General features: G+C 68.1%; 24 protein-coding genes and 2 riboswitches. Of the genes, 3 read left to right on the forward strand and 21 right to left on the reverse strand.

The features are described 5' to 3' along the window. The 5 genes from AC1DHX_RS09545 to AC1DHX_RS09565 all read right to left on the reverse strand — a co-directional run. A partial coding sequence (locus tag AC1DHX_RS09545; protein WP_476899987.1) for a PLP-dependent aminotransferase family protein occupies positions 1-644 on the reverse strand: 644 nt, incomplete at its 3' end. Further along, entirely contained in the window at positions 641-1,024 is a 384-nt protein-coding gene (gcvH, locus tag AC1DHX_RS09550) for a glycine cleavage system protein GcvH (RefSeq protein ID WP_230007215.1), read from the reverse strand. The genes gcvH and AC1DHX_RS09545, both read right to left, overlap by 4 nt. Before the next feature lie 536 nt (positions 1,025-1,560). Beyond that, positions 1,561-2,709 (reverse strand): glycine cleavage system aminomethyltransferase GcvT, encoded by a 1,149-nt coding sequence (gene gcvT, locus AC1DHX_RS09555; RefSeq protein ID WP_476899988.1) that lies wholly within the window; start codon positions 2,707-2,709, stop codon positions 1,561-1,563. 12 nt (positions 2,710-2,721) lie between these two features. Then, on the reverse strand, positions 2,722-5,643 hold the full coding sequence (gene gcvP / locus AC1DHX_RS09560; RefSeq protein WP_476860133.1) for an aminomethyl-transferring glycine dehydrogenase: 2,922 nt from the start codon (positions 5,641-5,643) through the stop codon (positions 2,722-2,724). A gap of 39 nt (positions 5,644-5,682) precedes the next feature. Then, positions 5,683-5,797: riboswitch (glycine riboswitch) on the reverse strand. Between the two features lies 1 nt (position 5,798). After that, positions 5,799-5,897: riboswitch (glycine riboswitch) on the reverse strand. A gap of 252 nt (positions 5,898-6,149) precedes the next feature. Continuing rightward, complete coding sequence (locus AC1DHX_RS09565) at positions 6,150-6,689, reverse strand: TetR/AcrR family transcriptional regulator (RefSeq protein ID WP_079555622.1); 540 nt, start codon at positions 6,687-6,689, stop codon at positions 6,150-6,152. A 67-nt stretch (positions 6,690-6,756) separates the two neighbouring features. Between AC1DHX_RS09565 and AC1DHX_RS09570 the strand changes: the two genes are divergently transcribed. After that, on the forward strand, positions 6,757-8,343 hold the full coding sequence (locus AC1DHX_RS09570) for an MFS transporter (RefSeq protein ID WP_476860132.1): 1,587 nt from the start codon (positions 6,757-6,759) through the stop codon (positions 8,341-8,343). 145 nt (positions 8,344-8,488) lie between these two features. Here the strand turns inward: AC1DHX_RS09570 and AC1DHX_RS09575 are convergent, their stop codons facing one another. Both AC1DHX_RS09575 and AC1DHX_RS09580 read right to left on the reverse strand, forming a co-directional pair. Then, entirely contained in the window at positions 8,489-8,968 is a 480-nt protein-coding gene (locus tag AC1DHX_RS09575) for a Dps family protein (RefSeq protein ID WP_028275324.1), read from the reverse strand. Between the two features lie 166 nt (positions 8,969-9,134). Continuing rightward, complete coding sequence (locus AC1DHX_RS09580; protein WP_476899989.1) at positions 9,135-9,953, reverse strand: sigma-70 family RNA polymerase sigma factor; 819 nt, start codon at positions 9,951-9,953, stop codon at positions 9,135-9,137. 243 nt (positions 9,954-10,196) lie between these two features. On the opposite strand from AC1DHX_RS09580, the gene flgN reads away from it, so the two are divergent. Further along, positions 10,197-10,712, forward strand: coding sequence for a flagellar export chaperone FlgN (gene flgN, locus AC1DHX_RS09585; RefSeq protein WP_476860131.1), 516 nt, complete (start codon positions 10,197-10,199; stop codon positions 10,710-10,712). A 14-nt stretch (positions 10,713-10,726) separates the two neighbouring features. Here flgN and AC1DHX_RS09590 read toward each other — a convergent pair whose 3' ends face one another. The 13 genes from AC1DHX_RS09590 to AC1DHX_RS09650 all read right to left on the reverse strand — a co-directional run bounded on the left by AC1DHX_RS09590 (position 10,727) and on the right by AC1DHX_RS09650 (position 21,622). Then, on the reverse strand, positions 10,727-10,975 hold the full coding sequence (locus AC1DHX_RS09590; RefSeq protein WP_026538957.1) for a carbon storage regulator: 249 nt from the start codon (positions 10,973-10,975) through the stop codon (positions 10,727-10,729). Between the two features lie 9 nt (positions 10,976-10,984). Beyond that, entirely contained in the window at positions 10,985-12,217 is a 1,233-nt protein-coding gene (locus AC1DHX_RS09595; RefSeq protein WP_476860130.1) for a hypothetical protein, read from the reverse strand. After that, a complete protein-coding gene (locus tag AC1DHX_RS09600) occupies positions 12,195-14,243 on the reverse strand; it encodes a flagellar biosynthesis protein FlhA (protein WP_476851538.1) in 2,049 nt (682 codons plus the stop codon). Before AC1DHX_RS09600 ends, AC1DHX_RS09595 begins: the two co-directional genes overlap by 23 nt. Positions 14,244-14,316: 73 nt before the next feature. Beyond that, positions 14,317-15,405, reverse strand: coding sequence for an EscU/YscU/HrcU family type III secretion system export apparatus switch protein (locus AC1DHX_RS09605; RefSeq protein ID WP_476860129.1), 1,089 nt, complete (start codon positions 15,403-15,405; stop codon positions 14,317-14,319). Continuing rightward, entirely contained in the window at positions 15,405-16,163 is a 759-nt protein-coding gene (locus tag AC1DHX_RS09610; protein ID WP_476857543.1) for a flagellar biosynthetic protein FliR, read from the reverse strand. Before AC1DHX_RS09610 ends, AC1DHX_RS09605 begins: the two co-directional genes overlap by 1 nt. 1 nt (position 16,164) lies before the next feature. Next, positions 16,165-16,440, reverse strand: coding sequence for a flagellar biosynthesis protein FliQ (gene fliQ / locus AC1DHX_RS09615; RefSeq protein WP_079555610.1), 276 nt, complete (start codon positions 16,438-16,440; stop codon positions 16,165-16,167). After that, positions 16,437-17,303: a flagellar type III secretion system pore protein FliP gene (gene fliP, locus AC1DHX_RS09620; protein ID WP_476851540.1), complete on the reverse strand. Its 867-nt coding sequence runs from the start codon at positions 17,301-17,303 to the stop codon at positions 16,437-16,439. The genes fliQ and fliP overlap by 4 nt, the downstream gene beginning before the upstream one ends. After that, entirely contained in the window at positions 17,300-17,923 is a 624-nt protein-coding gene (gene fliO, locus AC1DHX_RS09625; RefSeq protein WP_476860128.1) for a flagellar biosynthetic protein FliO, read from the reverse strand. Before fliO ends, fliP begins: the two co-directional genes overlap by 4 nt. Then, positions 17,924-18,646 carry a flagellar motor switch protein FliN gene (gene fliN / locus AC1DHX_RS09630; RefSeq protein WP_028277087.1) on the reverse strand — a complete coding sequence of 241 codons (723 nt, stop codon included), beginning with the start codon at positions 18,644-18,646 and terminating at the stop codon, positions 17,924-17,926. It abuts the gene before it with no gap. Then, positions 18,643-19,539 (reverse strand): flagellar motor switch protein FliM, encoded by an 897-nt coding sequence (locus tag AC1DHX_RS09635; protein ID WP_223914317.1) that lies wholly within the window; start codon positions 19,537-19,539, stop codon positions 18,643-18,645. Before AC1DHX_RS09635 ends, fliN begins: the two co-directional genes overlap by 4 nt. Positions 19,540-19,686: 147 nt before the next feature. Beyond that, the gene (locus AC1DHX_RS09640; protein WP_079555607.1) at positions 19,687-20,511 is read right to left on the reverse strand and encodes an OmpA/MotB family protein; all 825 of its coding nucleotides are present in this window, start codon (positions 20,509-20,511) and stop codon (positions 19,687-19,689) included. Further along, the gene (locus tag AC1DHX_RS09645) at positions 20,508-21,317 is read right to left on the reverse strand and encodes a motility protein A (protein WP_028277084.1); all 810 of its coding nucleotides are present in this window, start codon (positions 21,315-21,317) and stop codon (positions 20,508-20,510) included. Before AC1DHX_RS09645 ends, AC1DHX_RS09640 begins: the two co-directional genes overlap by 4 nt. A 2-nt stretch (positions 21,318-21,319) precedes the next feature. Then, on the reverse strand, positions 21,320-21,622 hold the full coding sequence (locus AC1DHX_RS09650) for a flagellar FlbD family protein (protein WP_018775806.1): 303 nt from the start codon (positions 21,620-21,622) through the stop codon (positions 21,320-21,322). A 285-nt stretch (positions 21,623-21,907) separates the two neighbouring features. Between AC1DHX_RS09650 and AC1DHX_RS09655 the strand changes: the two genes are divergently transcribed. Continuing rightward, the gene (locus AC1DHX_RS09655; RefSeq protein ID WP_476857546.1) at positions 21,908-23,074 is read left to right on the forward strand and encodes a cytochrome P450; all 1,167 of its coding nucleotides are present in this window, start codon (positions 21,908-21,910) and stop codon (positions 23,072-23,074) included. Between the two features lie 14 nt (positions 23,075-23,088). Here the strand turns inward: AC1DHX_RS09655 and rox are convergent, their stop codons facing one another. Further along, positions 23,089-24,549 (reverse strand): rifampin monooxygenase, encoded by a 1,461-nt coding sequence (gene rox, locus AC1DHX_RS09660; RefSeq protein WP_476899997.1) that lies wholly within the window; start codon positions 24,547-24,549, stop codon positions 23,089-23,091. Between the last annotated feature and the right edge of the window lie 51 nt (positions 24,550-24,600).

The following is a 24,600-nucleotide window of genomic DNA, read 5'->3' on the forward strand; positions in this document are numbered from 1 at the left end:
GCGCCCACCGAGTCGGCGATCCGGCGGAACTCGGCGAAGTCGAGCTGCCGGGCGTACGCGGACCAGCCGGCGACGATCAGCTGGGGCTTGTGCTCCAGGGCCAGGGCCTCGACCTCGGCCATGTCGATCCGGTGGTCCTCCTCACGGACCTGGTACGGGATCACGTTGTAGAGCCGGCCGGAGAAGTTGATCCGCATGCCGTGCGTCAGGTGCCCGCCGTGCGCCAGGTTCAGGCCCATGATGGTGTCGCCCGGACGGATCAGGGCGTGCATCACGGAGGCGTTGGCCTGCGCGCCGGAGTGCGGCTGCACGTTGGCGTACCCGGCGCCGAACAGGGCCTTGACCCGGTCGATCGCGAGCTGCTCCACAACGTCCACGTGCTCGCAGCCGCCGTAGTAGCGCTTGCCCGGGTAGCCCTCGGCGTACTTGTTCGTCAGCACCGAGCCCTGCGCCTGCATCACGGCTTTGGCGGTGTGGTTCTCCGAGGCGATCATTTCCAAACCGTCACGCTGCCGGGTCAGTTCGGCGTCGATCTTCGCGGCGATCTCCGGATCCAGCACGGACAAGTCCGCGTCCAGGCTCGGAGAAACGACCTGCTCGAACGCCAGCGTCTGGGTGCCCGCGGCCGCCGTTGCGCCGCTCACAGCTCGCCACCGTTCTTGGACGCGTACTCCTGGGCAGAAAGCAGCGGGCCGTCGGACTCGGCGGCGACCTTGAAGAGCCAGCCGGCACCGTACGGGTCGCTGTTGATCAGCGCGGGGTCATCGACGACGGCGGGGTTGATTTCGGTGACCTCGCCCGTGACCGGGGCGTAGAGGTCCGAGACCGACTTGGTCGACTCGACCTCGCCGCAGGTCTCCCCCGCGGTCACGGCGGAGCCGACCTCCGGCAGGTCAACGTAGACGATGTCGCCGAGGGCATCCGTGGCGACGGCGGAGATGCCGATGGAAACAACGTTTCCGGCCTCGCGGGCAACCCACTCGTGCTCGTCGGAGTACTGCAGTTCAGGGGCAACTTTTGCCATGTGTTTTTCCTTTACGTTTGAAATGTCGTGGGCCACAACAATTGTGGTGGGTTGGGTGGCGGATGAGGCAATTCCTCCGCGTGCTCGCTCGTCCCTCGCTTAGACGCACGCTTCCGGAATCCCCTCACCCGCCGCTATTCAGTTCAGTTTTTGGGGCCAGCCGTTTCCCCGGAAGAAACAGTGGCTTTTCGATATCTTCCAGAGCCGGGGTGCTCCGAGGCTTCAAGGGTGTCATCAAGCTCAACCCCCAATGATCGGGCTTGGCGTGCCACCCTTTGGGACAGTCCTACCCCGCGGTAGGCGGTACATCCCCCAGCACTTTTGGCTTTCGAAGGCGCCCCAAACGACGCTTGGAACTCGAGGTGAGTTGAACCCGAGGTGAGCTGCAGGGCCCCTTCGGGCCCGACATCCGGGAGCATGCGTCTAAGGGAGCGTTACGTCCGCTCAGCGGGCGTCTTCGCGACCGAGCATGCAGAGGATGCCGGGTCCGAAGGGCTGACGCAACCACAGTCACGCAGCCCCCGGGACAGCTTCGGCTACTTTTGGCGCTTGTAGAAAGGCAGTGCGACAACTTCGAAGGGTTCGGCCTTGCCGCGGAGGTCGATGTCCAGTGCGGTGCCGGGCTCGGTGAATTCGACGTCGACGTAGGCCATCGCGACCGGGTAGCCCAGGCTCGGGCTGGGCTGGCCGGAGGTGACTTCGCCGACGACGTTGCCGTCCTTGAGGACCGGGTAGTGGCCGCGGGCGGCACGGCGCCCGAGGCCCTTGAGCCCGACGAGCTTGCGGCCCGTCGTGGCGCCGGCGCCGGTTTCCTTCTTGGCGGCCAAGGCGGCCTTGCCGATGAAGTCGCCTTCCTTGGACAGGGCGACGACGGGGCCCAGGCCGGCGGCGAACGGATCGCCCTCCAGGGAGAGCTCGTTGCCGTAAAGCGGCATGCCGGCCTCGAGACGGAGCGAATCGCGGGACGCGAGCCCGGCGGGGGTCAGCTCGCCGTCCTCTGCGATGGCGACGAGCGCCTGCCAGAGGGCGGCGGCGGCGTCGTTCGCGACGAAGATCTCGAAGCCGTCTTCACCGGTGTAGCCGGTGCGGGCCAGCAGGAGGTCCTGGCTGGCTCCAGCGAACATGAACGGGACGTCCACGGCGGCGTAGTACTTCAGGCCGGTGACGAGCTCGTGCTGCGCGGCGGGGACCAGGCGCAGCAGGATCTCCTGGGCCTTGGGTCCCTGCACGGCGATCAGCGAGATCTCGGCGGACGCGTCACGGACGGTGACGTCGAATCCGCCGTCCTTTCCGGAACCGGCGCGCTCGGCCAGGGCCTCGGCGACGACCTTGGCGTTGCCGGCGTTGGGGACCACAAGGAATTTCTGGTCGTCGCGGCGGTAGGTGATGAGGTCGTCGATGATGCCGCCGTCGGTGTTGCAGATCAGCGAGTACTTGRCCTTGCCGATGGCCATCGCGGAGATCTTGCCGACGAGGGCGTAGTCCAGGAAGGCTGCGGCGTCGGGGCCGGTGACCCAGACTTCGCCCATGTGGGAGAGGTCGAACAGGCCCGCGGACTTGCGGACGGCGTGGTGCTCGGCTAGTTCCGAGCTGTACTTCAGCGGCATCTGCCAACCGCCGAAGTCCGTGAAGGAGGCGCCGAGCTTCTTGTGCTCTTCGTACAGGGCCGTGTAGTTCTCAGTCATCGTTGGCTGTCCCTAGCTGTCAGAGTCGGAGTTGGCGGAGTCGTCGGAGTGGACTGCTGTGTCTTCTTCGAAGGCCTCGAGGGGAGGGCACGAGCAGATCAGGTTGCGGTCCCCGGCTGCGCCGTCGATGCGGCCGACGGGCGGGAAGTACTTGTCCTGCTTGAGCGTGTGGACCGGGAAGACGGCCTGCTCACGCGGGTACTCGCGGGTCCAGTCGGTGCTGATCACGGCAGCGGCGGTGTGCGGGGCGTTGCGCAGCGGGCTGTGCTCCACGGTGAATTCGCCGTTGGCCACCTGGTCGATCTCGGCGCGGATGGCGACCATGGCCGTGATGAAGCGGTCGATCTCGCCCAGGTCCTCGGACTCGGTGGGCTCCACCATCAGGGTGCCGGCCACCGGGAACGCCAGGGTGGGGGCGTGGAAGCCGTAGTCGATCAGGCGCTTGGCCACGTCCTCGGCGGTCACGCCGGTCTTGGCCGTGAGTTCGCGCAGGTCCAGGATGCACTCGTGGGCCACCAGGCCGCCYTCGCCGGTGTAGAGCACCGGGAAAGAGTCGTTGAGGCGGGCCGCGATGTAGTTCGCCGCGAGCAGCGCGGACTTGGTCGCCTCGGTGAGGCCTCGGCCGCCCATCAGCTTCACGTACGCCCAGGAGATCGGCAGGACACCGGCCGAGCCGTAGCGGGAGGCGGAGATCGGGGTGCCGTCGGCGCCATTGGCGGGATCAGCCGCGTTGCCCGGCATGAACGGTGCCAGGTGCGCCTTGGCCGCGACCGGGCCGACGCCCGGTCCGCCGCCGCCGTGCGGGATGCAGAAGGTCTTGTGCAGGTTCAGGTGCGAGACGTCGCCGCCGAACATGCCGGGCTGGGCCAGCCCGACCAGGGCGTTGAGGTTGGCGCCGTCGATGTAGACCTGGCCGCCGGCGGCGTGGACCGCGTCGCAGACCTCGCGGACATCGGCGTCGTACACCCCGTGCGTGGACGGGTAGGTGATCATGATGCAGGACAGCGCATCCTTGTGCAGCTCGATCTTGGCCGTCAGGTCCGCGTGGTCGATCGTGCCGTCCGAAGCCGTGGCCACGACCACGACCTTCATGCCGGCCAACACGGCCGAGGCCGCGTTCGTGCCGTGCGCGGAGGCCGGGATCAGGCACACGGTGCGCTGGGCATCGCCGCGGGAGAGGTGGTAGCCGCGGATCGCCAGCAGGCCCGCCAGCTCACCCTGGGAACCGGCGTTGGGCTGGATCGAGACCTGGTCGTATCCCGTGATCTCGGTCAGCTGGCCTTCGAGGTCCTCGATCAGTTCACGCCAGCCGGCGGTCTGGGATTCCGGGGCGAACGGGTGGATGGAGGCGAATTCCGGCCAGGAGATGGCCTCCATCTCGGCGGTGGCGTTCAGCTTCATGGTGCACGACCCCAGCGGGATCATGGTCCGGTCCAGAGCCAGGTCGCGGTCCGAGAGCTTGCGGATGTAGCGCAGCAGCTGGGTTTCGGAGCGGTGCGTGTTGAACACCGGGTGCTGCAGGTAGTCGGAGGTGCGCTCGACGGCGGGGTCCAGGCCGAACGCAGTGTCCGTGCCTGCAGCCGCGGCAGTCACGGACGCGCCGAACGCGGCAATGACGTCGGCGACGACGGCAACCGTCGTGGCCTCGTCGGCGGAGATGCCGACGGTGTCGGCGTCGATGGCGCGCAGGTTGACGCCCTTGGCGTCGGCTGCCGCGATGATCTCAGCTGCCCGGCCCGGCACGGAGACGGTGATGGTGTCGAAGAAGGAGGTGTGCAGCACGTCCAGGCCGGCGGCCTTCAGGGAGGCGGCGATGGTCTTGGCGTGGACGTGGACCGACTGGGCGATTGCCTTCAGCCCGTCCGGGCCGTGGTAGACGGCGTAGAAGGAAGCCACGATGGCCAGCAGGGCCTGGGCCGTGCAGATGTTGGACGTGGCCTTCTCGCGGCGGATATGCTGCTCGCGGGTCTGCAGGGCCAGGCGGTAGGCGGGAACGCCGGCGTTGTCCTTGGAGACACCCACGAGGCGGCCGGGCATGGAGCGCTCGAGCCCCTTCTGGACGGCCATGTAGGCAGCGTGCGGGCCGCCGAAGAACAGCGGCACGCCGAAGCGCTGGGCGGATCCGACGGCGATGTCAGCGCCCTGCTCGCCCGGAGACGTGATCAGGGTCAGGGAGAGGAGATCTGCCGCGACGGTGACGAGGGCGCCCCGTTCCTTGGCGTCGGCGATCACGGCGGTGTGGTCGAACACGCGGCCGGAGACGCCCGGCTGCTGCAGAACGACGCCGTTGATGACGCCGTCGGGCAGGCCCTTGGAGAGGTCGGCGACCTCGACCTCGAAGCCGAGGGCCTCGGCGCGGCCCTTGACGATCGCGATGGTCTGCGGCAGGCAGTCGGCGTCGAGGACGGTCTTGCCGTCGTGCGCCGTCTTGTTCTTATTCGCGCGGCGCATCATCAACACGGCCTCGGCCACGGCGGTGGCTTCATCCAGCAGGGAGGCGTTGGCGATCGGCAGGCCGACGAGGTCCTGGACCATGGTCTGGAAGTTCAGCAGCGCCTCGAGCCGGCCCTGCGAGATCTCCGGCTGGTAGGGCGTGTACGCGGTGTACCAGGCCGGGGCTTCGAGGATGTTGCGGCGGATCACCGGCGGGGTGAGCGTGTCGTAGTAGCCCTGCCCGATCATCTGCACGGCGGTCTTGTTCTTCGACGCCAGCTTGCGCAGCTCGGCGAGGACTTCGACCTCACTCAGGGCCGCGGCGAGCGCGAGGTCGGCGTCCTGGCGGATGTCCTTCGGAACGGCGGTGTCCACCAGGGCGTCGACGGTGTCGTAGCCGACAGCCTTCAGCATGGCGTCGACGTCGGCCTGGCGGCGCGCGCCGATATGCCGGTCAACGAAGGACGTGGAGGCTGGGGTAACAGTCACAAGGAACTCCATAACTCAGGCGGCGCAGGGTACGCCACATTGATTCGGGTTCCTCCCCGCTCTGTATTGGACCTGAGAGTTTCCGCGCAGCCCGCATTTCAGGGCTCCGCTTGCACCGTCGGTGAGCACAGCATGTCCGGGACACGCCTGCTACTTTCCAGAGATGCCTTGCCGCGGCGGTACATGGGCCTGAGAGATTCCTGGGGAGGGTTTGCTCCTACGGCGCCTGCTTGTACCTACTTGCAGGACTCTCCCGCCGCAGATCAAAGGCGTATTTAATTGGGTGTTCAATCGGGGGTGACAACAGTCACAGCTCTCATTGTCCTATGCCGGGCGCGCGTCCGCAAACTCCCTCCCGGCGGCGGACCCAGGTTACGGGCCACGAGCCACCCGGCGGCCAATCCGGCGGTGCGAATTCGCCGGAAACGCCCGGAGTCGCCGCAACTTTCCGGCGTACTCGAACGCTTCCGGCGAATTCGGCGGGGAGTAAGGGGGGTCGGAGGGGGTGGGTGTGGGCTTCAGCCGCGCAGGCGCTCGACGGCGGCCAGGAGGCTCTGGACGTCCGCCTCGACTTCCGGCGGCGGCCCGCCGGGACCCCGCGCCAGCATGGCGTTGAAGTACAGCCCGTCCCCCATGCACAGGACGGCCTTCGCCATGGCGGGCCCGACGTCGGCCGCCAGCAGTTCCAGCCAGCTCGCCTGGCCGGCGGCGAAGCGGCGGAGGGTTTCCCCGTGCGCCACCTCGGCGAGCCGCGTGGCCGCCACGAAGACCCGGTCCATGGGCGTGTCCGCCCACACCGAGGACTTGATGAAGTACGCCGCCGCCCCTTCCGGGGCTGCCGCCATGGCCGCAACATCGGCAGCCAGGAGCCGGTCCAGCCGTTCCAGCAGGACCGCGATCATGGCCTCTTTCGTCGGAAAATGGTAGAGCAGGCCGCCCTTGGAGACGCCGGCCCGGCGCGCGACGGCGTCCAGCGTCGCGGCGCGTTCACCGACTTCGATGAGCAGGGATTCGAAGGCATCGAGGACGGCCTCGCGGGCGACGGGTTTCCTGGGCATGCCTCCCATCATGCCCGTCCGCGCGCGCATTTCTTAACTGTACCGTCCAGACGGTACAGTTATCCTTATGAGCATTTCATCGATCACCGTAGCCACCAGCACTCCTGCGGCCACCGGGCCCCGGGCACCGTGGCGTGACTGGGTGGCGCTGGCCCTGCTGATGTTCCCCGTCCTGCTCGTGGCCGTGGACAACACCGCGCTCACGTTCGCCCTGCCGGCCATCGCCAGCAGCCTGACCGCCTCCGGCGTCGAACTGCTCTGGATCGTCGACGCCTACCCCCTGGTCCTGGCCGGACTCCTGGTCGCGATGGGTTCCCTGGGCGACAGGATCGGCCGGCGCCGGCTGCTGTTCGTGGGCAGCGCAGGCTTTGCCGCGGTGTCCGCCGTGACGGCGTTCGCGCCGAGTGCGGAATGGCTGATCGCCGGCCGCGCCGGGCTTGGCCTGTTCGGCGCCATGCTGATGCCATCCACGCTGTCGCTGATCCGGAACATCTTTCCGCAGCCCAACCGGCGCAGGCTGGCGGTGGCGATCTGGGCCGCCGGCTTCTCCGGCGGCGCCGCCCTCGGCCCGATTGTCGGCGGCTGGCTGGTGGAACACTTCTGGTGGGGCGCCGTCCTGCTGGTCGCGGTGCCGATCATCCTGCCGCTGCTGCTGCTCGGGCCGGCCCTGATCCCGGAATCCCGCGATCCGAAGCCGGGCCGGGTGGACGTGCCCAGTATTGCCCTGTCCCTGCTGGTCATGGTGCCGGTGGTCTACGGGATCAAAGCCCTTGCCACCCACGGGCCGGCTCCCGAGGCCTTCGCGAGCATCGGAACCGGTCTGCTCATGGGCTATGTGTTCATCCGGAGGCAACGCGCGCTTGCCCGTATCCACAGGACAGACCACAGCACCGCGCCGATGCTCGACGTCAGCCTGTTTGTCAACCGGATCTTCAGTACGGCCATTGTGGCCAACGTCCTGGCACTGTTCTCCTTCAACGGCTTCATTCTCTTCCTGGCCCAGCACCTGCAGCTGCTGGAGGGCCAGTCCCCCTCGGCCTCCGGCGTCGCCATGGTCCCGGCCCTCATCGCCACGGTTGTAGCGGGGCTGCTCGTGGTCCCGCTGGTGCGCAAGGTGCGGCCCGGCTTTGTGGTGGCCGGCGGCCTGCTGCTGAGCGCGGCGGGCTATTTCGTGGTGGCATTCGGCGACCACAGCCAGGGCCCGTCGCTGCTCCTTGCCGCCCTGCTGGTGCTCTGCCTGGGGGTGGGGGCCGCGGAGACGATCTCCAATGACCTGATCCTGGGCGCGGCGCCCGCCGACAAGGCAGGGGCAGCCGCCGCTATCTCCGAGACCGGCTACGAAGTGGGGTCCCTGCTGGGTACGGCGATTCTCGGCTCAATCCTGACGGCCTCCTACCAGGGCAACCTCCGGCTTCCCGCGGGCGTGTCCGAACTCGCCCCGGCGGCGGCCACCAGCCAGGCCGGTGAAACCCTGGCCGGCGCTGTGGATCTGGCCCGGACGCTTCCGGCGCCCCTGGCCGAGGCGGTGACGGCGGCCGCGCGCACCGCCTTCGACTCGGGCGTGCACGTCACGGCGTCCATTGCACTGGTCCTGATGTCCGGGGCCTGCGTCCTGGCCGCCGTCGTCCTGCGGTCGGTGCCGAAGGCCCAATAGGGCTCAGCGGCCGCCGTCAGCGTCACGCCGTCGTCAGCGTCAAGGGGTTCCAGCCCTTAAACAGCAGCGTCCGGCGCCGGGTATCCTCCCNGNNNNCCCGGCGCCGGACGCTGCTGTTTTTTGGGGGGCTGGTGGGAGCCGGTCCCTACTTGCTGTCCGGGGTGGTCACGCTGGCAGTGGCCCGCATGGTCTCGGCATTCACCATCCAGGCGTACTGCTCAAACTTGGCGATGAACTCGTGCAGCAGATCCGCGGTGGTGGGATCTTCCTCGTCCACTTCGTCATGGACCTTGCGCATGGTGCCGACGGCCGCCTCAAGCGCGGCGACAATCCGCTCGATGGCGTCCTTCGTGTTGATCAGGCCCTTCGGGAACTCGGCCAGTGCGGTGGACTTGGAAACCGTGGAGCTTCGGCCGTCCGGGAGGGCGTGGAGGGCACGCATGCGCTCGGCAAGGTCATCCGCGAATCCCCGGGCGGCGTCGATGATTTCATCCAGCTGGAGGTGAAGGTCCCTGAAGTTGGTCCCGACGATGTTCCAGTGTGCCTGCTTGCCCTGAACGTGGAGTTCGATCAGGTCCACCAGTACTGCCTGCAGGTTGGTCGTCAATGTGGGTGATGCTTTCATGAATCCTCCTCGATAGAACCGGTGCCGTGCGGGCCGCGCATGCCATTGCTGGCACCCCGGCCGATGCTTCCGACGCTACCGCAGCGCGGCGCCGGGCCGCGATGCTTCTGGGAGGAATTTCTCGGTCAGCTTACTAAGTCGGCTTACTAACCGTTTTTGGGGCGGTTTAGACGGCCTCGTTGAGGATGGGCCCACGCGGGAACACGGCCCGTGTGATGCCGCCGGAGGTGGATTCGGACAGCTGGGTGAGGTAGTCGTTGCGCCGCCTCGGGGTAATCCTGGACTGGGGCTGGAACGGCTGCTCGGGGTCGTCGGCGTAGTGGGCGCTCAGGCCGTCGCGCATGAGCCGGATGGCTTCCGAACGCTGCTGGGACACCGCTGCGTGCGTGGATCCGAGTTCCGCGGCCAGGTCTTTGACCGTGCGGTCGCCGAAATAGATCTCCTCCACCACGTAGCGCATCCGTTCCGGAAGGGATTTCACGGCGGCCCGAAGGTACTGGAGGCGTTCGTCCGCGAGCACGGAGTGTTCCGGGGTGAGGGTTTCGGCGGCCAGGGTGTCCACCACGGYCTCGTCGAGGGGCGTCAATGTGCGCGAGGCATCCGCGAGCGCGGCCTCCACAACGCTCTGCTGGACGCCCAGGGCAGAGGCGATCTCGTCCACTGTGGGGGTACGGCCCAGGGCGGACGCCAGGGTTTCCTGCACGGACATGGTTTCCTTGATCCGGCGGCGGGCGGATCGGGTGGCCCAGTCGCTGGCCCGCATCTCGTCTGCGAAGGCGCCAAGGATGCGCCGGCGCGCGAAAGCGCCGAACGGCACCCCGAGGCCTGGATCGAACGAATCGGCCGAGGTAATCAGGGCAATAGCGCCGGCTGACGCCAAGTCATCGCGAGAAAGGTGTGACGCCTTCGAGCACAAATCTGAGACGAGATACCCCACCAGCGGAAGGTGCTGCGTGACCATCTCGTTGCGTTCCACGCGATTCAATACTGTGTCCCCCCATGAGACCGGATCCGAAGGGTCCTCGACCCTTAAAACGCCGAGAGCCGCACCCAAAACCGACCGGTGCTCCCCCCATTGGAGTCAGCGTTCGCAAGTAGGGCGCAGCACCCATGGAGGAAACCTATCACCTGTTCCAAGATCTGCGTGTACCCTCAGGGAAAAGCTGTGCGAAAAATGCGGTGACCGCCCCGAAGCTGTGATTCACGGGGCGGAAAGAGAATGGGGCACATGAGCGCAAGTGATCTCTCCGCGGCACTGTGGCAGGAGCGGCGGCAGCTGGAGCTACTCCTCTTCAGGCTGGAAACGCAGCGCCTGCACGTCGTGGCCGGGAATCTGGAATGGCTGAGCTTCATGGCCTCCGAGATTGAAACCGTGCTGGACCGCCTGCGCTTCGAAGCCCTGGCACGGAGCGTCGAGTCTGCTGCCGTGGCGGCCCAATGGGGCCTGCCGGCACAGACCACGCTCGTCGAACTGATTGCGGCCGCGCCCGCCGGGCCATGGCCCGAGATCCTGCGCGAGCATCTGGACGCCCTGCACGCACTCCTGTCCCGGCTGGGCGAGGCTTCCAGCGTGAATGAGGACGCGCTGCGGAGCCTCCCGATGCCGGGACGCGCCGGCCCGGCGGGCACGGCCGGGCTTCTGGACCAGCTGACCATGGGAGGAAACCTGGAGCGGTCCCTGGCCGTGGTCCGGCGTTCAGCCCAGCCGCTCCTGGCCCAGTATCTCGGCGGGGACCATGTCTGATCCGGTGCGGGTCCTCAGCCGTCGGCGGGAGTGGCGCGCGGCGGCATGAGGCCGCGCAGCGCTTCCTCGGCGTCCGGGCCCGCTTCCGCCGCCGCGAGGTTCGCCGCCGCGATGGCTTCGATGACTTCCCGGCGCTGGATCGGCACACCGCGGGGCGCCTCAATGCCTATCCGAACACCGTCGCCGCGGCCTTCCAGAACAGTGATGACGATGCCGTCGCCGATCATGATCTGTTCGCCCGGCTTGCGTGTAAGTACCAGCATCCTCTCAATCTACCCTTCAGTCCGGGGAGCATCGTACGATTCCCGCCGGTTCTGCCATGTCGGTTCGGGCCCGGCGGGGCGCCCGTCGATCCAGCCCACGGGCAGTCCCAGGCCATTGACGCTTTCAGGCGACCCGGTCTCCGAGGCGCCGACCACCGCCACCGCGGTCACGTTGAGCTGGGCGGACAGCACGCCGACCCAGCGCGCCGTGTCCTCGTGCTTGCGTCCGGCATCGACCACAACCCAGACCTGGTCGGCGGAGAGCGCCGCCACGGACGGCACCCGGGCCAGGGCGTTGCGGGCTTTGCCCAGTCCGAACGCCACCAGGACGGTGCGCTCCGTCACCACGGCATGGGCGCGCGCGGCCGTGGCACTTTGGCGTCCGTCGACGTGCAGGTGGCCATAGGCGGAGAGCTCACCGGCGGTGCGCACATCGGCACCTCCGGAGGCCATGGACATGGCCAGGGCGGTATCCATCGCGTCCTCCCCCAGCCCGATCAGGAGCACGAGATCGCCGACGCCGGTCAGCGGAGCCGGAGCCGGGGCACCCGCAGCGTTGCCCGGCGCGACGGCGGCCGGGTGCACGACGGTGCCGACAACGACGGCGGCGGGGTGCGCGGGGCTCCCGACGGCGGCGGCGGGCGCTGCGGCGGGCGGATCTGTGGGGGTCCGGAGCCCGGTACCGAGCTGTTCCAGCAGCTCGGCGAAGTCCCGCGATTCGGTGGACACACCGGCAGGAGCGGGCCGGTGCAGGCTCAGCTCGGCGGCGTCCGCCTCCTCCAGGAGTGCGGCGATGGCGGCGCCCTGCAGGTGATGGGTCGGGGCGGCGGGCCGTGCCGGCCCTCCGGCCGGGCCCGCCTGCGCTGCGGTCCGGGCCGCCGGCGGGGCCGGTGCTGCCGCCACGGCTCCGGCGTGGTACTTCCCGGCGGGGGTCCCGGTGCCCGGAACAGTGCCCGCGGAAGCCGCCCCGGCGGCGGTCTCCCCGGCGGGACCACCAGTCGCCGGGCCGGAATCGGCCCCGGCCAGGATGTCGGCGTCAGGCACCACCTCGCCGGTGACGACCTCGTGTTTGGACTGGAGCTCGATCATGGCCTCGTAGCGGTCCTGGGCGAAGAGGCCGGCGATTCCGGGGCTGCTGACGCGTTCGGCGGACACGATCCGGGCCGCCGGACCGTACAGCTGTTCTGCCTTGCGGCGGATTTCCTCGAGCGAGGCTCCCTTAAGCCGATAGCGGTTCGGCATGGCGCACCACTCCTACTGTTTCGATCCGGACGTTGGCGGAGGTCACCTCGCGGTAGGACAACACGGGCACGGATCCCGGCTGCGCCCCGACGAGGCGGTAGATGGCGGGCCGGAGCGCGGGTGCACAGACAAGCACGGCCTGGCGGTTGGCGGCGGCCGCGGCGTCGACGGCGGACCGCACCGAGCGCAGCACGGCGTCGAGCCGTTCCTGCCCCATGACGATCTGACTGCCGCCCTCCGCGGGCCGCATGTCCTCGAGCATGTGTTGTTCCAGGACGGGGTCGATCATGATGACGTTGAGCACCTCGCCGTCCATGAACTTGGCCGTGAGGGCGGGGCCCAGGGCCTGCCGGGCGGCTTCCACGAGCGATTCGGGATCCGTGGAAATCTTGGCGCGGAGCGTGAGGGCCTCATAGATCCGGGCGAGGTCGTTGATGGGCACCTGCTCATCCAGCAGGCCCTGGAGGACGCGCTGCAGCTCGGCGAGGGAGAGCAGGGCCGGGGTCAGTTCGTCGACGGCGGAGGGGCTCTGCTTGCGCACGCCCTCGGTCAGCACGCGGACGTCCTCGCGGGACAGCAGCCGGGCAGCGTTCGCCGCGACGATCGAGGACAGGTGGGTGACCAGAACGGAGACCCGGTCGATCACTGTGGCACCTGTCATTTCGGCGTTGTGGCGCATCTCCCCCGGAATCCATTTCCCGGCGAGCCCAAACACGGGTTCGATCATCGCCGGGCCCGGGAGCGAGTCCAGGTTCTCGCCCAGGGCGAGCATCTGGCCGCTGGGGGCCGTGCCGCGGCCGGCTTCCACGCCGGCAATCCGGATGGCGTAGGTCGCCGGCGGCAGGTCCACACTGTCCCGGGTGCGCACCGGCGGGATGACCAGGCCCAGTTCCATGGCGATCTTGTGCCGCAGGGACCGGACCCGGGCCAGGAGGTCATCGGAGGCGCCGGAGACCATATCCACGAGGTCAGGTGCGAGCAGGATCTCCACGGGGTGGATGCGCATGTCTTCCAGCAGCTTCTCGTTCGGATCCTGTTCCGGGAAGTTCAGCGCGGTCGACTCGGCCTCCCGGGCCGTTTCCGCCAGCTGTTGGCTTGCCGCGGTCCGGCGGGAGGCGATGAACAGGCCGGCGCCTACGACGACGAACGGGATCGGGGGCATGCCGGGGATCAGTGCCATGGCGACGGCGGCGACGCCGGCGATCATGAGGGCGTTCGGTGACTGCAGCAGCTGGGTGGAGGCCGTCCGCCCCATGTCGGACTCGGCGTTGGACCGGGTCACGATCATGCCGGTGGAGACGGCCATGAGCAGTGCCGGGATCTGGGTGACGAGCCCGTCGCCCATGGTCAGCAGGCCGTAGGTGTTCAGGGCGTCGCCGATTTCCAGGCCGCGCTGGACCATGCCGATGGCGATGCCGCCGACGAAGTTGATGATGATAATGATGATGCCCGCGATGGCGTCGCCCTTGACGAACTTCGAGGCGCCGTCCATGGCACCGTAGAAGTCGGCCTCGGCAGAGACTTCGGCCCGCCGCTCCCGGGCCTGGGTGTCGGTGAGGAGGCCGGCGTTGAGGTCGGCGTCGATCGCCATCTGCTTGCCGGGCATGGCGTCGAGGGTGAAGCGCGCGCCCACCTCGGCCACGCGCTCGGCGCCCTTGGTGACCACGACGAACTGGATCACCACGAGGATGAGGAACACGACGGCGCCGATGATCATGGAGCCGCCGACCGTCACCTTGCCGAAGGCTTCAATGACCTGCCCGGCGTATCCGTTGCCCAGGACCAGGCGGGTTGAGGCGACGTTGAGGCCGAGCCGGAACAGCGTGGCCACCAGCAGCAGGGACGGGAACACCGAGAAATCCAGCGGTTTCTTGACGAACATGCTGGTCAGCAGGACCAGCAGTGCCAGCAGGATGTTGCAGACGATGAGGAAGTCGAGCAGCGGCGCGGGAACGGGAACCACCAGCAGGAGCACGATCCCCACGATGCCGATGGGCACCACCAGCCGGTTCAGCCTGTTGTTCATGGTGCTGTCCTTTCACAGACGCTGATTCCCGAAGTTTTCGTGCCGTGTTGCACGCTGTGGAGCCTGCCGTGTTTCATACGGTGGCCACCGTGGTGGTCATGCGGTGCATCCCGGCGGCAGCGCCCCGGGCCTTGAGTGCCATGACGAACGCGAGGACGCCGGCCACCGCCCGGTAGAAGTCCACCGGGATCTCGTCCCCCAGCTCACAGGCCCCGTGGAGGGCCCTGGCCAGCGGGATGTCCTGGACCATGGGCACGTTCTTTTCCTCGGCTTCTTCCCTGATCCTCGCAGCCACGTGGCCGGCGCCCTTGGCAACGACGCGGGGTGCGGATTTTCCGGGCTCGTATTTCAGGGCCACCGCCACGTGCGTGGGGTTGACCAGGACGACGTCGGCGTCCCCGATCGCCGCGATCATGCGGTTGCGGCTCATGGCCATCTGGCGCGCCCGGCGTTGGGACCGGATCAGCGGATCGCCCTCGCTGTTCTTGTTTTCGTCCTGGATTTCCTTCTTGGACATCCGCGTCTTCTTGCGGTTGCGCCGCATCACGACGAAGAAGTCGGCCGCGGCCAGCACGATGCCGGCGGCCACCGCGAACTGGACCAGGGCGGCTATCCCGCCGGCGGCGGCCTGCACTACCCCGGCGACGGGCAGGCCGCCGGCGGTCAGCAGCACCGGAACCAGTCCCTGCACGACGGTGTAGAGCACCAGCCCCACGACGCTTGCCTTGAGCAGCGCCTTGAGGCCGCCCCACACGGCCTGCGCGCCGAACAGCCGCTTGATCCCGGCGAGCAGGTTGAAGTGTTCGAATTCGAACCTGAATTTCTTCAGGTGGACACCGCCCTGGAGGGCCGAGCCGGCGAGGACGGCCAGGAATACGACAACCAGCAGGGGTCCGACGATCCCGGCGATGGACGCGAAGCCGGCTTCCAGCGCCCGGACGGCTTTGCCGGGGTCCGGGGCGGACACGATCCCGCGGATGCTGAAGAGCTGGTCCGTGGCGGCGTTGGCGGCCCGGTCCACCGTGCTGGGCAGCATCAGCGCGGCGGCGCCGACGCCGAGCCAGGCGGTGAGGTCCTGGGAACGGGACAGCTGGCCCTTGGAGCGGACCTCCCGCATCCGTTTCTCGGTGGCTTGCTCGGTCTTTTCCTGTGAATCCGCCATCAGCCCACCCCCAGTACGGCTTTGGCGGCCTGCCCGGCGAGGCTGGAAACGAGTCGGGGCAGGGCCAGGAACATGAAGCCGGCCAGCGTCAGGGTGAGCAGGATCTTCAGCGGGAAGCCGAGGGAGAAGGCATTCAGCGCCGGGGCCACGCGGGTCAGCAGGCCGAGCCCGACGTCGGCAAGGAACAGGACCACCAGGAGGGGGCCGGCGATCTGCACGGCGGCAAGGAACATGCCGGACACCGCCGCGATCATGGCCTGCACCGGCTGGGCCAGGTCGATCCCCGCGGCCAGCGGCAGGGCCGCAAAGCTGCCGGTAAGGCCGGTGATGACCAGCTGGTAGCCGTCGGAGGCGAAGAGCAGGGCCAGCGCCGCCATTTGCAGGAGACGGGTGAACTGTGCGCCGTTGACCATCATTTGGGGGTCGTAGGCCTGGGCCATCTGGAACCCGCTGAAAAGGTCGATCAGGCTGCCGGCGGACTGAATGGCGGAAAAGATGACGAGGACCAGGAAGCCCAGGACCAGCCCGGTGACGAGCTCCAGGACCACACCGGTGACGAACCCTGCGGTGTCCCGGGGCGTGTAGCCGCCGGCCAGGCGCTGCGTCACCGCCAGGCCCAGGCCCAGGCCCAGCATGGCCTTGACTCGCCCCGGAATGGCGTGGTGCGAGAAGGGCGGTGCCACGACCAGGAAGGCGGTCATCCGGACCGTGGCCAGCAGCAGGACTTCAAGCCAGGCCGGGTCGATGGGGATGCCCACCTCACAGGCCTCCGAGCAGGGACGGAATCTTCGCGAAGAGGTCGTTGGTGAAGCCCACCATCTCCGAGATCATCCAGTGTCCGCAGACAATCAGGGCCACGGCCACCGCGGCAGCCTTCGGCACGAAGGACAGGGTGGCTTCCTGCAGCTGCGTGATGGACTGCAGCAGGGAGATGGCCAGGCCCACCACCAGCGCCGTGACCAGCACGGGCGCGGAGAGCTTGGCGGCCACGATCATGGCCTGGAGGCAGATGTCCAGGACCGCGTTGGCGTTCATCCTGAACCCGCATAGCTCTGGACGAGCGCGGTGATGATCAGGCCCCAGCCGTCCACGAGCACGAAGAGCAGGATCTTGAAGGGCAGCGAGATCATGACGGGCGGGAGCATCATCATGCCCATGGACATCAGGGCCGCGGACACCACGAGGTCGATCACGAGGAACGGGATGAAGATGACGAAGCCGATGATGAACGCGGCACGGAGTTCGGAGATCATGAACGCCGGGATGAGGGTCTGCAGCGGCACGGCCTCAGGCGTGGCCGGGTTCTCGGCTCCGGCGGCACGGGACATCAGGGCGATGTCCTCCTCGCGCGTGTGGGCGAGCATGAAGTGCTGCAGCGGACCCGACGCGGCGCTGACGGCACCGTTGAAGTCCAGTGTGCCGTTGAGGTAGGGCTGGACGCCGAGGGTGTTCATCTCGTTGATGACGGGCCACATCACAAAGATCGAGAGGAACAGAGCCAGCCCGGCCAGGACCTGGTTCGGCGGGATGGAGGGCAGGGACAGCGCGTTGCGGGTCATTGCCAGGACCACAAAGATCTTGGTGAAGGACGTCATCATCAGCAACAGCGAGGGCGCAACGGCCAGGAGGGTGATGCTGATCAGGGTCAGGACAGCGGAGGAAGGTTTCCCGTCCATCCCGTTGATCTGGATGTTGATGTTCCCGCCGTCGGGATTGGCAGGGTCGGCCGGGGGCACCGGCGCAACAGGGTCGATCGGTGCGGCGTGGCCTGCCGAGGCATTGAGCCACAGCAGGAGGACGGCAAAGAGCACGGCGGCGAGCCCCAGGGCCAGGAGCCTGAGGGGTCTTGCGCCAGCTGGTCGCGGGCGGGTGGTGCTGGTGGGGAGCGGGAAGATCAATTGCGGCGTCCGCTCCTGAGCGCGGCGGCAGCCTGCTTCCAGGTGGAGCCGGCCAGGATGGAGCCGTGCAGCGGCGGATGGGCCGACCCGCCGGCGCTGCCGCGGCCGGCGTGGCCGCGGGCCGCGGAGCCCCGGTGAAGGGAGCTGCGGCGGGACGGCGGCAACTCCCGGACACCGTTCTGACCGTCGGCGAAATCGTCGGCGTCGACACCGTCCGCAAAATCGTCGCCGTCAGCGGCGGCATCACCTGCCGGCATGGCCGGCTGGCTGCTGAAGTGGTTGCCGGCGAGCGGGCTGGCGTCAGCGAGCATCCGGGCGAAATCGCCCAGGCCGCGGCTGGTGCCGGGGACCGCGACTTCTTCGGGTTCGGGCGGGATGTCCCCGGTGTGCAGGACGTTGACGGCGTGCTCGGTCACGCCCAGGAGGAAGCGCTGCCCGGCGGCGTCGACCACCACCACGGAGGCTTTTTGTCCGAGGCTCTGCCGGCTGACGATGGTCAAGGCGCGGTCAGCCCGGCGCCGTCCGGTGCCCTTGCCCAGCCGGTGCTGCAGGAACCACATGAGGCCAAGCACCGCGCCCAGGGCCACGACTACCCGCAGCCCGAGGATCAGTGCGTCCATTCAGCTGAGCCCCTCGGCCACGTCGAGGATCCGGGTGATCCGCACCGCGTAGTCCTGGTCGAGGACCACGACTTCGCCGTGCGCGATCAGGCGGCCGTTGAGCAGGACGTCGGCCGGGGCGCCGGCGGAGCGGTCCAGTTCGATGATCTTGCCCGGTTCCAGCGACAGCACGTCCCGGACCGACATCCGGGTGCGTCCGATCTCCACGGTCAGGGCCATTTCAATGTTGTTGATCCGGCCGAGCCGGCCGGCCACGGTGTCCCCGCCGGCGAACAGGTCCCCGCCGCGTTCCTGGCTGTTGCTGTGTTCGCGGAGCCGGACGGCGAACCAGGCCGCAGCGTTGCTGCCGTCGGAGAGTTCAAAGACGGCCGTGTCGGGATCCGAGAGGAGCCCTGAGACGTCAGATTCACGCAGGTCGGACAGGACACCGGCCCCGAAGACTGAGCTGGCGCTTTCCATCGCGGGGCGCAGCACGTCGGTCACGGAGACGTGGCCCAGCTGGGACCCCGCGCCGGCGGCCTCGTCAAGGAAGGTGCGGTCGCTGAGCATGAGGGCGAGGTCGGCGGTCACCGCGCCGACGAAGGTCGCCGTGACCGCCTGCCGGGCGTAGGCCGCCGCGGACCGGGCAGGCACCAGCGCGACAACCTTCAGGGCCACCGGGCTCGGGAGCTCCTCGACGAGCCGTTCCGCCGACATTTCGTGCTTGGTCAGGGTGATGCTCATCGTTGGTTCTCCTCGATTGTGACAATTACTGCGGCCGCGCGGGAGCCGTTGCGGGCCGGGGCGGCAGTGGCCAGCCGGGTTCCGTCCAGGGTGAGGTCAAAGGGCCGGTTCTCCAGGTGCGGCAGTGTCAGGACGTCACCGACGGCGAGACCCAGGACCTGGCTCGGGGTAACGAACGACGTCGAGAGCCGTACGGACAGTTCCACCGGGACCTGCTCCAGTTGGGCGCTGACGCGGGCGGCCGCGTCTTCGCGGGAGTCGGTCGGGTTGACCTTCTTGAGCCGTCCCAGCAGGATTCCGGCCGGAACGGCCAGGGTGGCGGGCGCGTTGACGTCGCCGACGCTCATGGTGAAGGAGGCAACGATCATCAGTTCGCTGGGTGCGGCGGCCTGGGCGAACTGGGAGTTGTATTGGATGGTGTCCACCCGGACGGCCTCGCTGAGCAGCGGGCCCAGGGAATAGCCGAGGTCTTCGAGGGCCTCGTCCATCAGGCCCTTGATCAGCGCCTGCTCGATCTGGGTGAACTTGCGGTCCGGCATGGGCGAATCGTTGGTGGCGCCGAGCATGCGGTTGACCCAGCCGAGGGCGGCCGGGCCGGGGAACTGCACCACGAGCTTGGAATCGTGGGCCTCCACGGTGCACAGGACCATGGCGGTGACGGCGGGCAGCGAGGCGGCGTACTCGTCGTAGCTGAGCATGCTGACGTCTTCCAGGCGCACCACGGACTTGACGCGGACCTTGGCGGTGAGCTGGGTGCCCCACTGGCGGGCGAAGGTTTCGAAGGCGAGCTCCAGCACCCGGCTGTGTTCGCGCGCGAGCGTCGCAGGACGGCGGAAGTCATAGACGCTGACGGTCCGCTCCCGTGCCACTTCCCGCTCATCCAGAACACTCACGGTTGCCACTATCGGCAAGGGAACTCGTGGCGTAAGCAGAACGCCTTAGGCAAAACACAGAGGCAAAATGCGGCAAGACACAGGAGGCAAAACACAGCCAAGGAAAACAGGCACGGAACGCGGACAGTCCGCCGTAGCCCCGAACGGCTACTTCTCGCTGAGTTTCAAGGCCTCCGGAATCAGTGCCCGGACGACGTCGGGCTTGTCGGAAATGACCACGATGTCCACCCGGCGGTTTCGCTCCATGAGCGCCGGCGTGGAGTCGTCGTTGACCTGGCGGGCAGAACCGAACGCGACGGCACCGATCGTGCCGGGGGCTATGCCGCCTCGGTCCACCATGTACCGCAGGACATTGACGGCGCGCGCCGAGGACAGTTCCCACGTCGAGGGGTAGGCCGTGATGCCGTTCGCGGCGTGGCCCTCGACCATGATTTCCATGCCGGCCGGTTTGAGGACCGGTGAGATGACCTGCAGCACCCGGGAGGCCCGGGAGGTGAGCTCGGGCCGGTCAGGTTCGAAGAAAGCCTGCGATCCGACGAGTTTGACCGTCAGGCCGCGCTGGTCGATCTGGAACTCGACGTTCTCGCTCAGCCCGGCTGCCGCCAGGCCGGCCTGCATTTTCTGCTGCAGCGCCTTGAGTTTGTCCACTTCCTTGATCGCTTCAGCCATGTTCTCGGGGGATGCGGTGGCCGCGCCCTTGACGGCGGCGAACGCCTCGAGGTCCTCTTTCACGAGTTCCGGCGGCACCACTGTGCCCGACGCCGTATCCACCGTTTCCGTCGCGACTGCGCCGAATCCCGTGGCTAGGGAGTTGCGGAGCTTTTCAAACTTGTTGGCGTCCACCGTGGACATCGCGAAGAGGACGATGAACATGCACATCAGCACGGTGACCATGTCCATGTAGGACGCCATCCAGCGTTCGTCGACGTGGTGTTCTTCCGGCTTCTTCCGCCCGCGCCGCCTGGGGCTCACGCTGCCTCGTCCATCCTGTCGGACTTGTCAGCGCCGGCCTTCTTGCCGGAGCTCTTGAGCTGGTGCTCGGGGACCATGGCGCGGAGCCGTTCGGCCAGCAGAAGCGGCTGGGCACCGGACTGGACCGACAGCATGCCTTCCATGAGCAGCGTCATCCGTTCGATGTCCAGTTCCGAGAGCCGGGCCATCCGGGCGCTGAAGGGAAGCCAGATGAAGTTGGCGGACAGCAGGCCCCACAGGGTGGCGACGAAGGCTGCCGCGATCATCGGGCCGAGGTGGTCCGGGGTGGAGAGGTTTTCCAGGACGTGGGTCAGGGATACCACGGTGCCGATGATGCCCACGGTGGGGGCATAGCCGCCGAGACTCGCGAAGAATTTGGAGTTGGCGTGATCGCTCCGGGACTTGGAGTCGATCTCGTCCTCCATGAGCATCCGGAGGTCCTCGGCGTCGGTGCCGTCGGCGATGTTCTGCAGTGCACGGGCCAGGAAGGGGTCCTTGACGCTGGCCGCTTCCTCTTCCAGGGACAGCAGGCCCTCGCTGCGCGCCTTTTCGGCGAAGCGGACCATCTGGTCAATGCTTTCCTGCGGCTTGGCGGTTTTGCCGAGGAACATCTTGGGGAGGGCTTTGAAGGCCTGGACGACGTCTTTGAGGGTGTTTCCGGCGATCCCGACGGCGAGCGTGGCGCCGAAGACCAGGATCATGGGGGCCGGGAGGAGCAACGCCGACAGGCTGGCGCCCTCGAGCGACACCATGGCGATAACGGAGCCAAAGGCGAGGAGCAGTCCGATGACTGTTGCGGGATCCATCGTTACTTTCTGGGTTGCGCGGGCGCCGTGGGACCGGCGCCGTCGTCGTAGGGGTCGTCGTCCGGGTCTTCAGTCCGGACCAGGCTGAGGGGATAGCCGGTGATGGCCGGAAAGTCCCGGGCTTTGCTCAGGATGTAAGCCCGGTACTCTGCGATGAGCTCGACCACCTCGGCGAGGCTTTCGAGCACCACGTAGGCGGCGCCGTCGAGTGTCACCAAGTGCGTATCCGGGCTCTCGTGGATGCGTTCAATGAGGTCCGGATTGACCGCGAAGCGCGTTCCGTTGAGGCGTGTGACGACGATCATGGGCCGATTCTGCTCTGTGAGGGGAAGGGTGTTCTCCTCCGTACTGTCGGCAGCCGGGGCCCCTTCGTTAGGCGCCGTCGTCAGGCGCGTTGTCAACGTGCCGGTGCCCGGGGGCGGCCGGCGCAGCAACATTCCTCGTGCCAAGGCCGCCGCGCGGCATTAGGGTGGGATCTGACGGGGCCACCCGGCCCGCCCCGTTGGACGTCTGCTCCACCGCAGTTCGTCCCGTGCAGTTGGCCCAGTGCCAGGAAACGACGGCCGCCCGCCTCATCAGGAAGGCCAGCCATGGCGTCATTTCCGGATTTTGAGCAGCCGTTGAACCCGTTTCCCCGCTACGCAGCCATGCGGGACAGTGAACCCGTTTTCCAGGACCCGGACACGGGCGTCTGGCACGTGTTCCGCTACGACGACGTGCAGCGGGTCCTGTCCGAGCACGCCACATTCTCTTCCCGGATGGGCGGGGACAACCCCTCAGAAACGGGCCAGCTCTTCGCCGCCAGCCTGGTCAACACGGACCCGCCGCGGCACCGCCAGTTGCGTTCGCTCGTGACGCAGGCGTTCACACCGCGGGCAGTCGAAGCGCTCGCCCCGCGCATCTCGGAACTGACCGGCGAGTTGCTGGAGCCGGTGGTGGCCGGCGGCGCCACGGACCTGATCGAACAGCTCGCCTATCCGCTTCCGGTGATCGTGATCGCCGAACTCATGGGCATTCCGGCCTCTGACCGGGACCGGTTCAAGCTGTGGTCCGACGTGATCGTGAGCCAGACCCGCCCGGGCGCCGACGATTCCGTCCACACGGCAGCCAACCGGGAAATGGCGGAGTACTTCATGGCCATGATCGAGGAGCGGCGGCACCGGCCGGGCAATGACTTGATCAGCGCGCTCCTCGCGGCCGAGATCGACGGGCAGAAGCTCAGTCCCATCGAGTTGCTGGGATTCTGCAGCCTGTTGCTCGTGGCGGGAAACGAGACCACCACCAACCTGATCGGCAATGCGGTGCTGTGCTTCACCGAATCGCCGGGCACGGCGGAACGCCTCGTCGCCGAGCCTGCCCTGCTCCCGCACGCCATCGAAGAGGTGCTGCGCTACCGCTCCCCCGTCCAGTCCATGTACCGGCTCTCAGCCGTCGACACGACCGTGCGCGGCCGCACCATCCCGGCAGGCTCGCCGATCATTGCCTGGATCGGCTCGGCGAACCGCGACGGGGAGCAGTTCCCGAGCCCGGACGAGTTCGACGTCGAACGCTCACCCAACCGTCACCTCGCCTTCGGGCAGGGCATCCATTTCTGTCTGGGGGCGCCCCTGGCGCGGCTGGAGGCCAGGATCGCGCTGGAGGCCGTGCTCTCACGGCTGCCGGGGCTTGCTGTGGACCCCGACGCGCAGTTGGAGCGGATGGAAAGCATGATCGTGTACGGGGCGAAACAGCTTCCCGTGACCTGGCAGGCTGCCTGACGGCGGGCACGGCGTCAGGGGCGGCGATCGTGACCGTCTCCGGTGGCCTCGAGGGCGGCCCCGAACCATGTCGGCAGGTGGCGGAGCAGGTCGTCCTGGTCGTCGCCGATCCATGCGACGTGGCCGTCCGGCCGGAGCAGGACCGCGGGCGCGTCCAGTTCCCCGCTGGTGTCCGCGACGTGGTCGATCCGGTCCGCCCATCCTGCCACGGAGAGTTCGCCGGTCTGGTCCAGCAGGAGCCCGCGGCCTTTGCGGGTGAGTTCGTAGAGACGGCCCCGCGACAGAGGAATGTCGCGCAGTCGCCTGCCGAGCAGCTCGGGTCCTTCGCCGAAGTCGTAGCGGACCCCGATCGCGGTAATCTTCTCGGCCAGGAAACGGCTGACGTCCTCGAAGTCCATCAGCTCGCTCAGCAGCCGCCGCACGGCCTGCGGGCCGGGCTCGGTGGACAGCAGCTCGCTCTGGGCGCGGGTGATGGTCAGCACGCCTTCGGCGACCGGGTGACGCTCGTCGTAATAACTGTCCAGCAGCCCGTCCGGCGCCCACCTTTTGACCTCGGCGGCGAGCTTCCAGCCGAGGTTGAAGGCGTCCTGGATGCCGAGGTTCAGTCCCTGCCCTCCCAGTGGCGGGTGGACGTGCGCCGCATCGCCGGCGAGCAGAATGCGGCCCACCCGGTATTGCTCGGCAAGCCGGGTGGCGTCGCTGAAACGGGACAGGGAGCGTGGTGAGTGGACGCCGAAGTCGGTGCCTGCGAACGCCMGCAGCTGCGTCCGGAACTCCTCCAGCGTCGGCGGGACCGAGCGGTCCTCGGCCACGGCCGCCGCGGGCACGACGGCGCGGTACAGGCCGTTTCCGGCGGGGCCGATGCCGAACCCCTTGTGGGTCTTGCGCACCTCCTCGGCCACCGCGGCCAGCTGGTCCGGCGCCGCGGTCACCTTCACCTCGCCCAGGAGCCACTCGGTCTTGGCCGGCTCGCCGGGGAAGCCGATGCCGAGCAGTCTGCGCACCAGGCTGCGTCCGCCGTCGCAGCCGACCAGCCAGCGCGAGCGCAGCCGTGTGCCGTCAGCGAGTTCGACGCTCACCGCGTCCTCGTCCTGCTCGACCCCTGCCACCTCGCAGCCGCGGCGGATCTGGGCGCCGAGCTCACCGGCGCGCTCGGCCAGCAGGCGATCGGTGACCGGCTGGGGGATGCCAAGGACGTAGCCGTGTGCGGTGTCCAGGTTCACCGGCCGGGGCTTGTCGATCCCGGCGAAGCGACCCACGCCGCCGGGATACTGTTGCCCGTGGGCGAGGAACCGGTCCAGCAGCCCGCGCTGGTCCATGATCTCGATGCTGCGCGGGTGCAGGCCGAGCGAACGGACCGCCTGGCTCGGCTCCGCGTCCCTCTCCAGCACGAGCACGTCCACGTCGTGCAGCCGCAACTCGCTGGCCAGCATCATCCCCGTCGGGCCGCCGCCGCTAATGATCACGTCGAAAATATGGAACCCCAATCCCAGGAACTGACTTCCCGGATTGCCCGGCTGCGTCCC

The organism is Arthrobacter sp. 05N33_2, from assembly GCF_056397425.1.

What these genes read in the sequence shown, in the direction of transcription:
- fliQ (WP_079555610.1), bottom strand. Translation starts at nt 16,440, where the DNA reads ATGAACGCCAACGCGGTCCTGGACATCTGCCTCCAGGCCATGATCGTG.
- gcvH (WP_230007215.1), bottom strand. Translation starts at nt 1,024, where the DNA reads ATGGCAAAAGTTGCCCCTGAACTGCAGTACTCCGACGAGCACGAGTGG.
- AC1DHX_RS09565 (WP_079555622.1), bottom strand. Translation starts at nt 6,689, where the DNA reads ATGCCCAGGAAACCCGTCGCCCGCGAGGCCGTCCTCGATGCCTTCGAA.
- AC1DHX_RS09595 (WP_476860130.1), bottom strand. Translation starts at nt 12,217, where the DNA reads ATGCCGAACCGCTATCGGCTTAAGGGAGCCTCGCTCGAGGAAATCCGC.
- fliN (WP_028277087.1), bottom strand. Translation starts at nt 18,646, where the DNA reads ATGAGCATCACCCTGACCAAGCACGAAATGTCGGCGGAACGGCTCGTC.
- AC1DHX_RS09605 (WP_476860129.1), bottom strand. Translation starts at nt 15,405, where the DNA reads ATGGCGGATTCACAGGAAAAGACCGAGCAAGCCACCGAGAAACGGATG.
- AC1DHX_RS09645 (WP_028277084.1), bottom strand. Translation starts at nt 21,317, where the DNA reads ATGGATCCCGCAACAGTCATCGGACTGCTCCTCGCCTTTGGCTCCGTT.
- AC1DHX_RS09650 (WP_018775806.1), bottom strand. Translation starts at nt 21,622, where the DNA reads ATGATCGTCGTCACACGCCTCAACGGAACGCGCTTCGCGGTCAATCCG.
- fliO (WP_476860128.1), bottom strand. Translation starts at nt 17,923, where the DNA reads ATGGACGCACTGATCCTCGGGCTGCGGGTAGTCGTGGCCCTGGGCGCG.
- AC1DHX_RS09575 (WP_028275324.1), bottom strand. Translation starts at nt 8,968, where the DNA reads ATGAAAGCATCACCCACATTGACGACCAACCTGCAGGCAGTACTGGTG.
- AC1DHX_RS09600 (WP_476851538.1), bottom strand. Translation starts at nt 14,243, where the DNA reads ATGAACAACAGGCTGAACCGGCTGGTGGTGCCCATCGGCATCGTGGGG.
- AC1DHX_RS09655 (WP_476857546.1), top strand. Translation starts at nt 21,908, where the DNA reads ATGGCGTCATTTCCGGATTTTGAGCAGCCGTTGAACCCGTTTCCCCGC.
- AC1DHX_RS09570 (WP_476860132.1), top strand. Translation starts at nt 6,757, where the DNA reads ATGAGCATTTCATCGATCACCGTAGCCACCAGCACTCCTGCGGCCACC.
- AC1DHX_RS09590 (WP_026538957.1), bottom strand. Translation starts at nt 10,975, where the DNA reads ATGCTGGTACTTACACGCAAGCCGGGCGAACAGATCATGATCGGCGAC.
- flgN (WP_476860131.1), top strand. Translation starts at nt 10,197, where the DNA reads ATGAGCGCAAGTGATCTCTCCGCGGCACTGTGGCAGGAGCGGCGGCAG.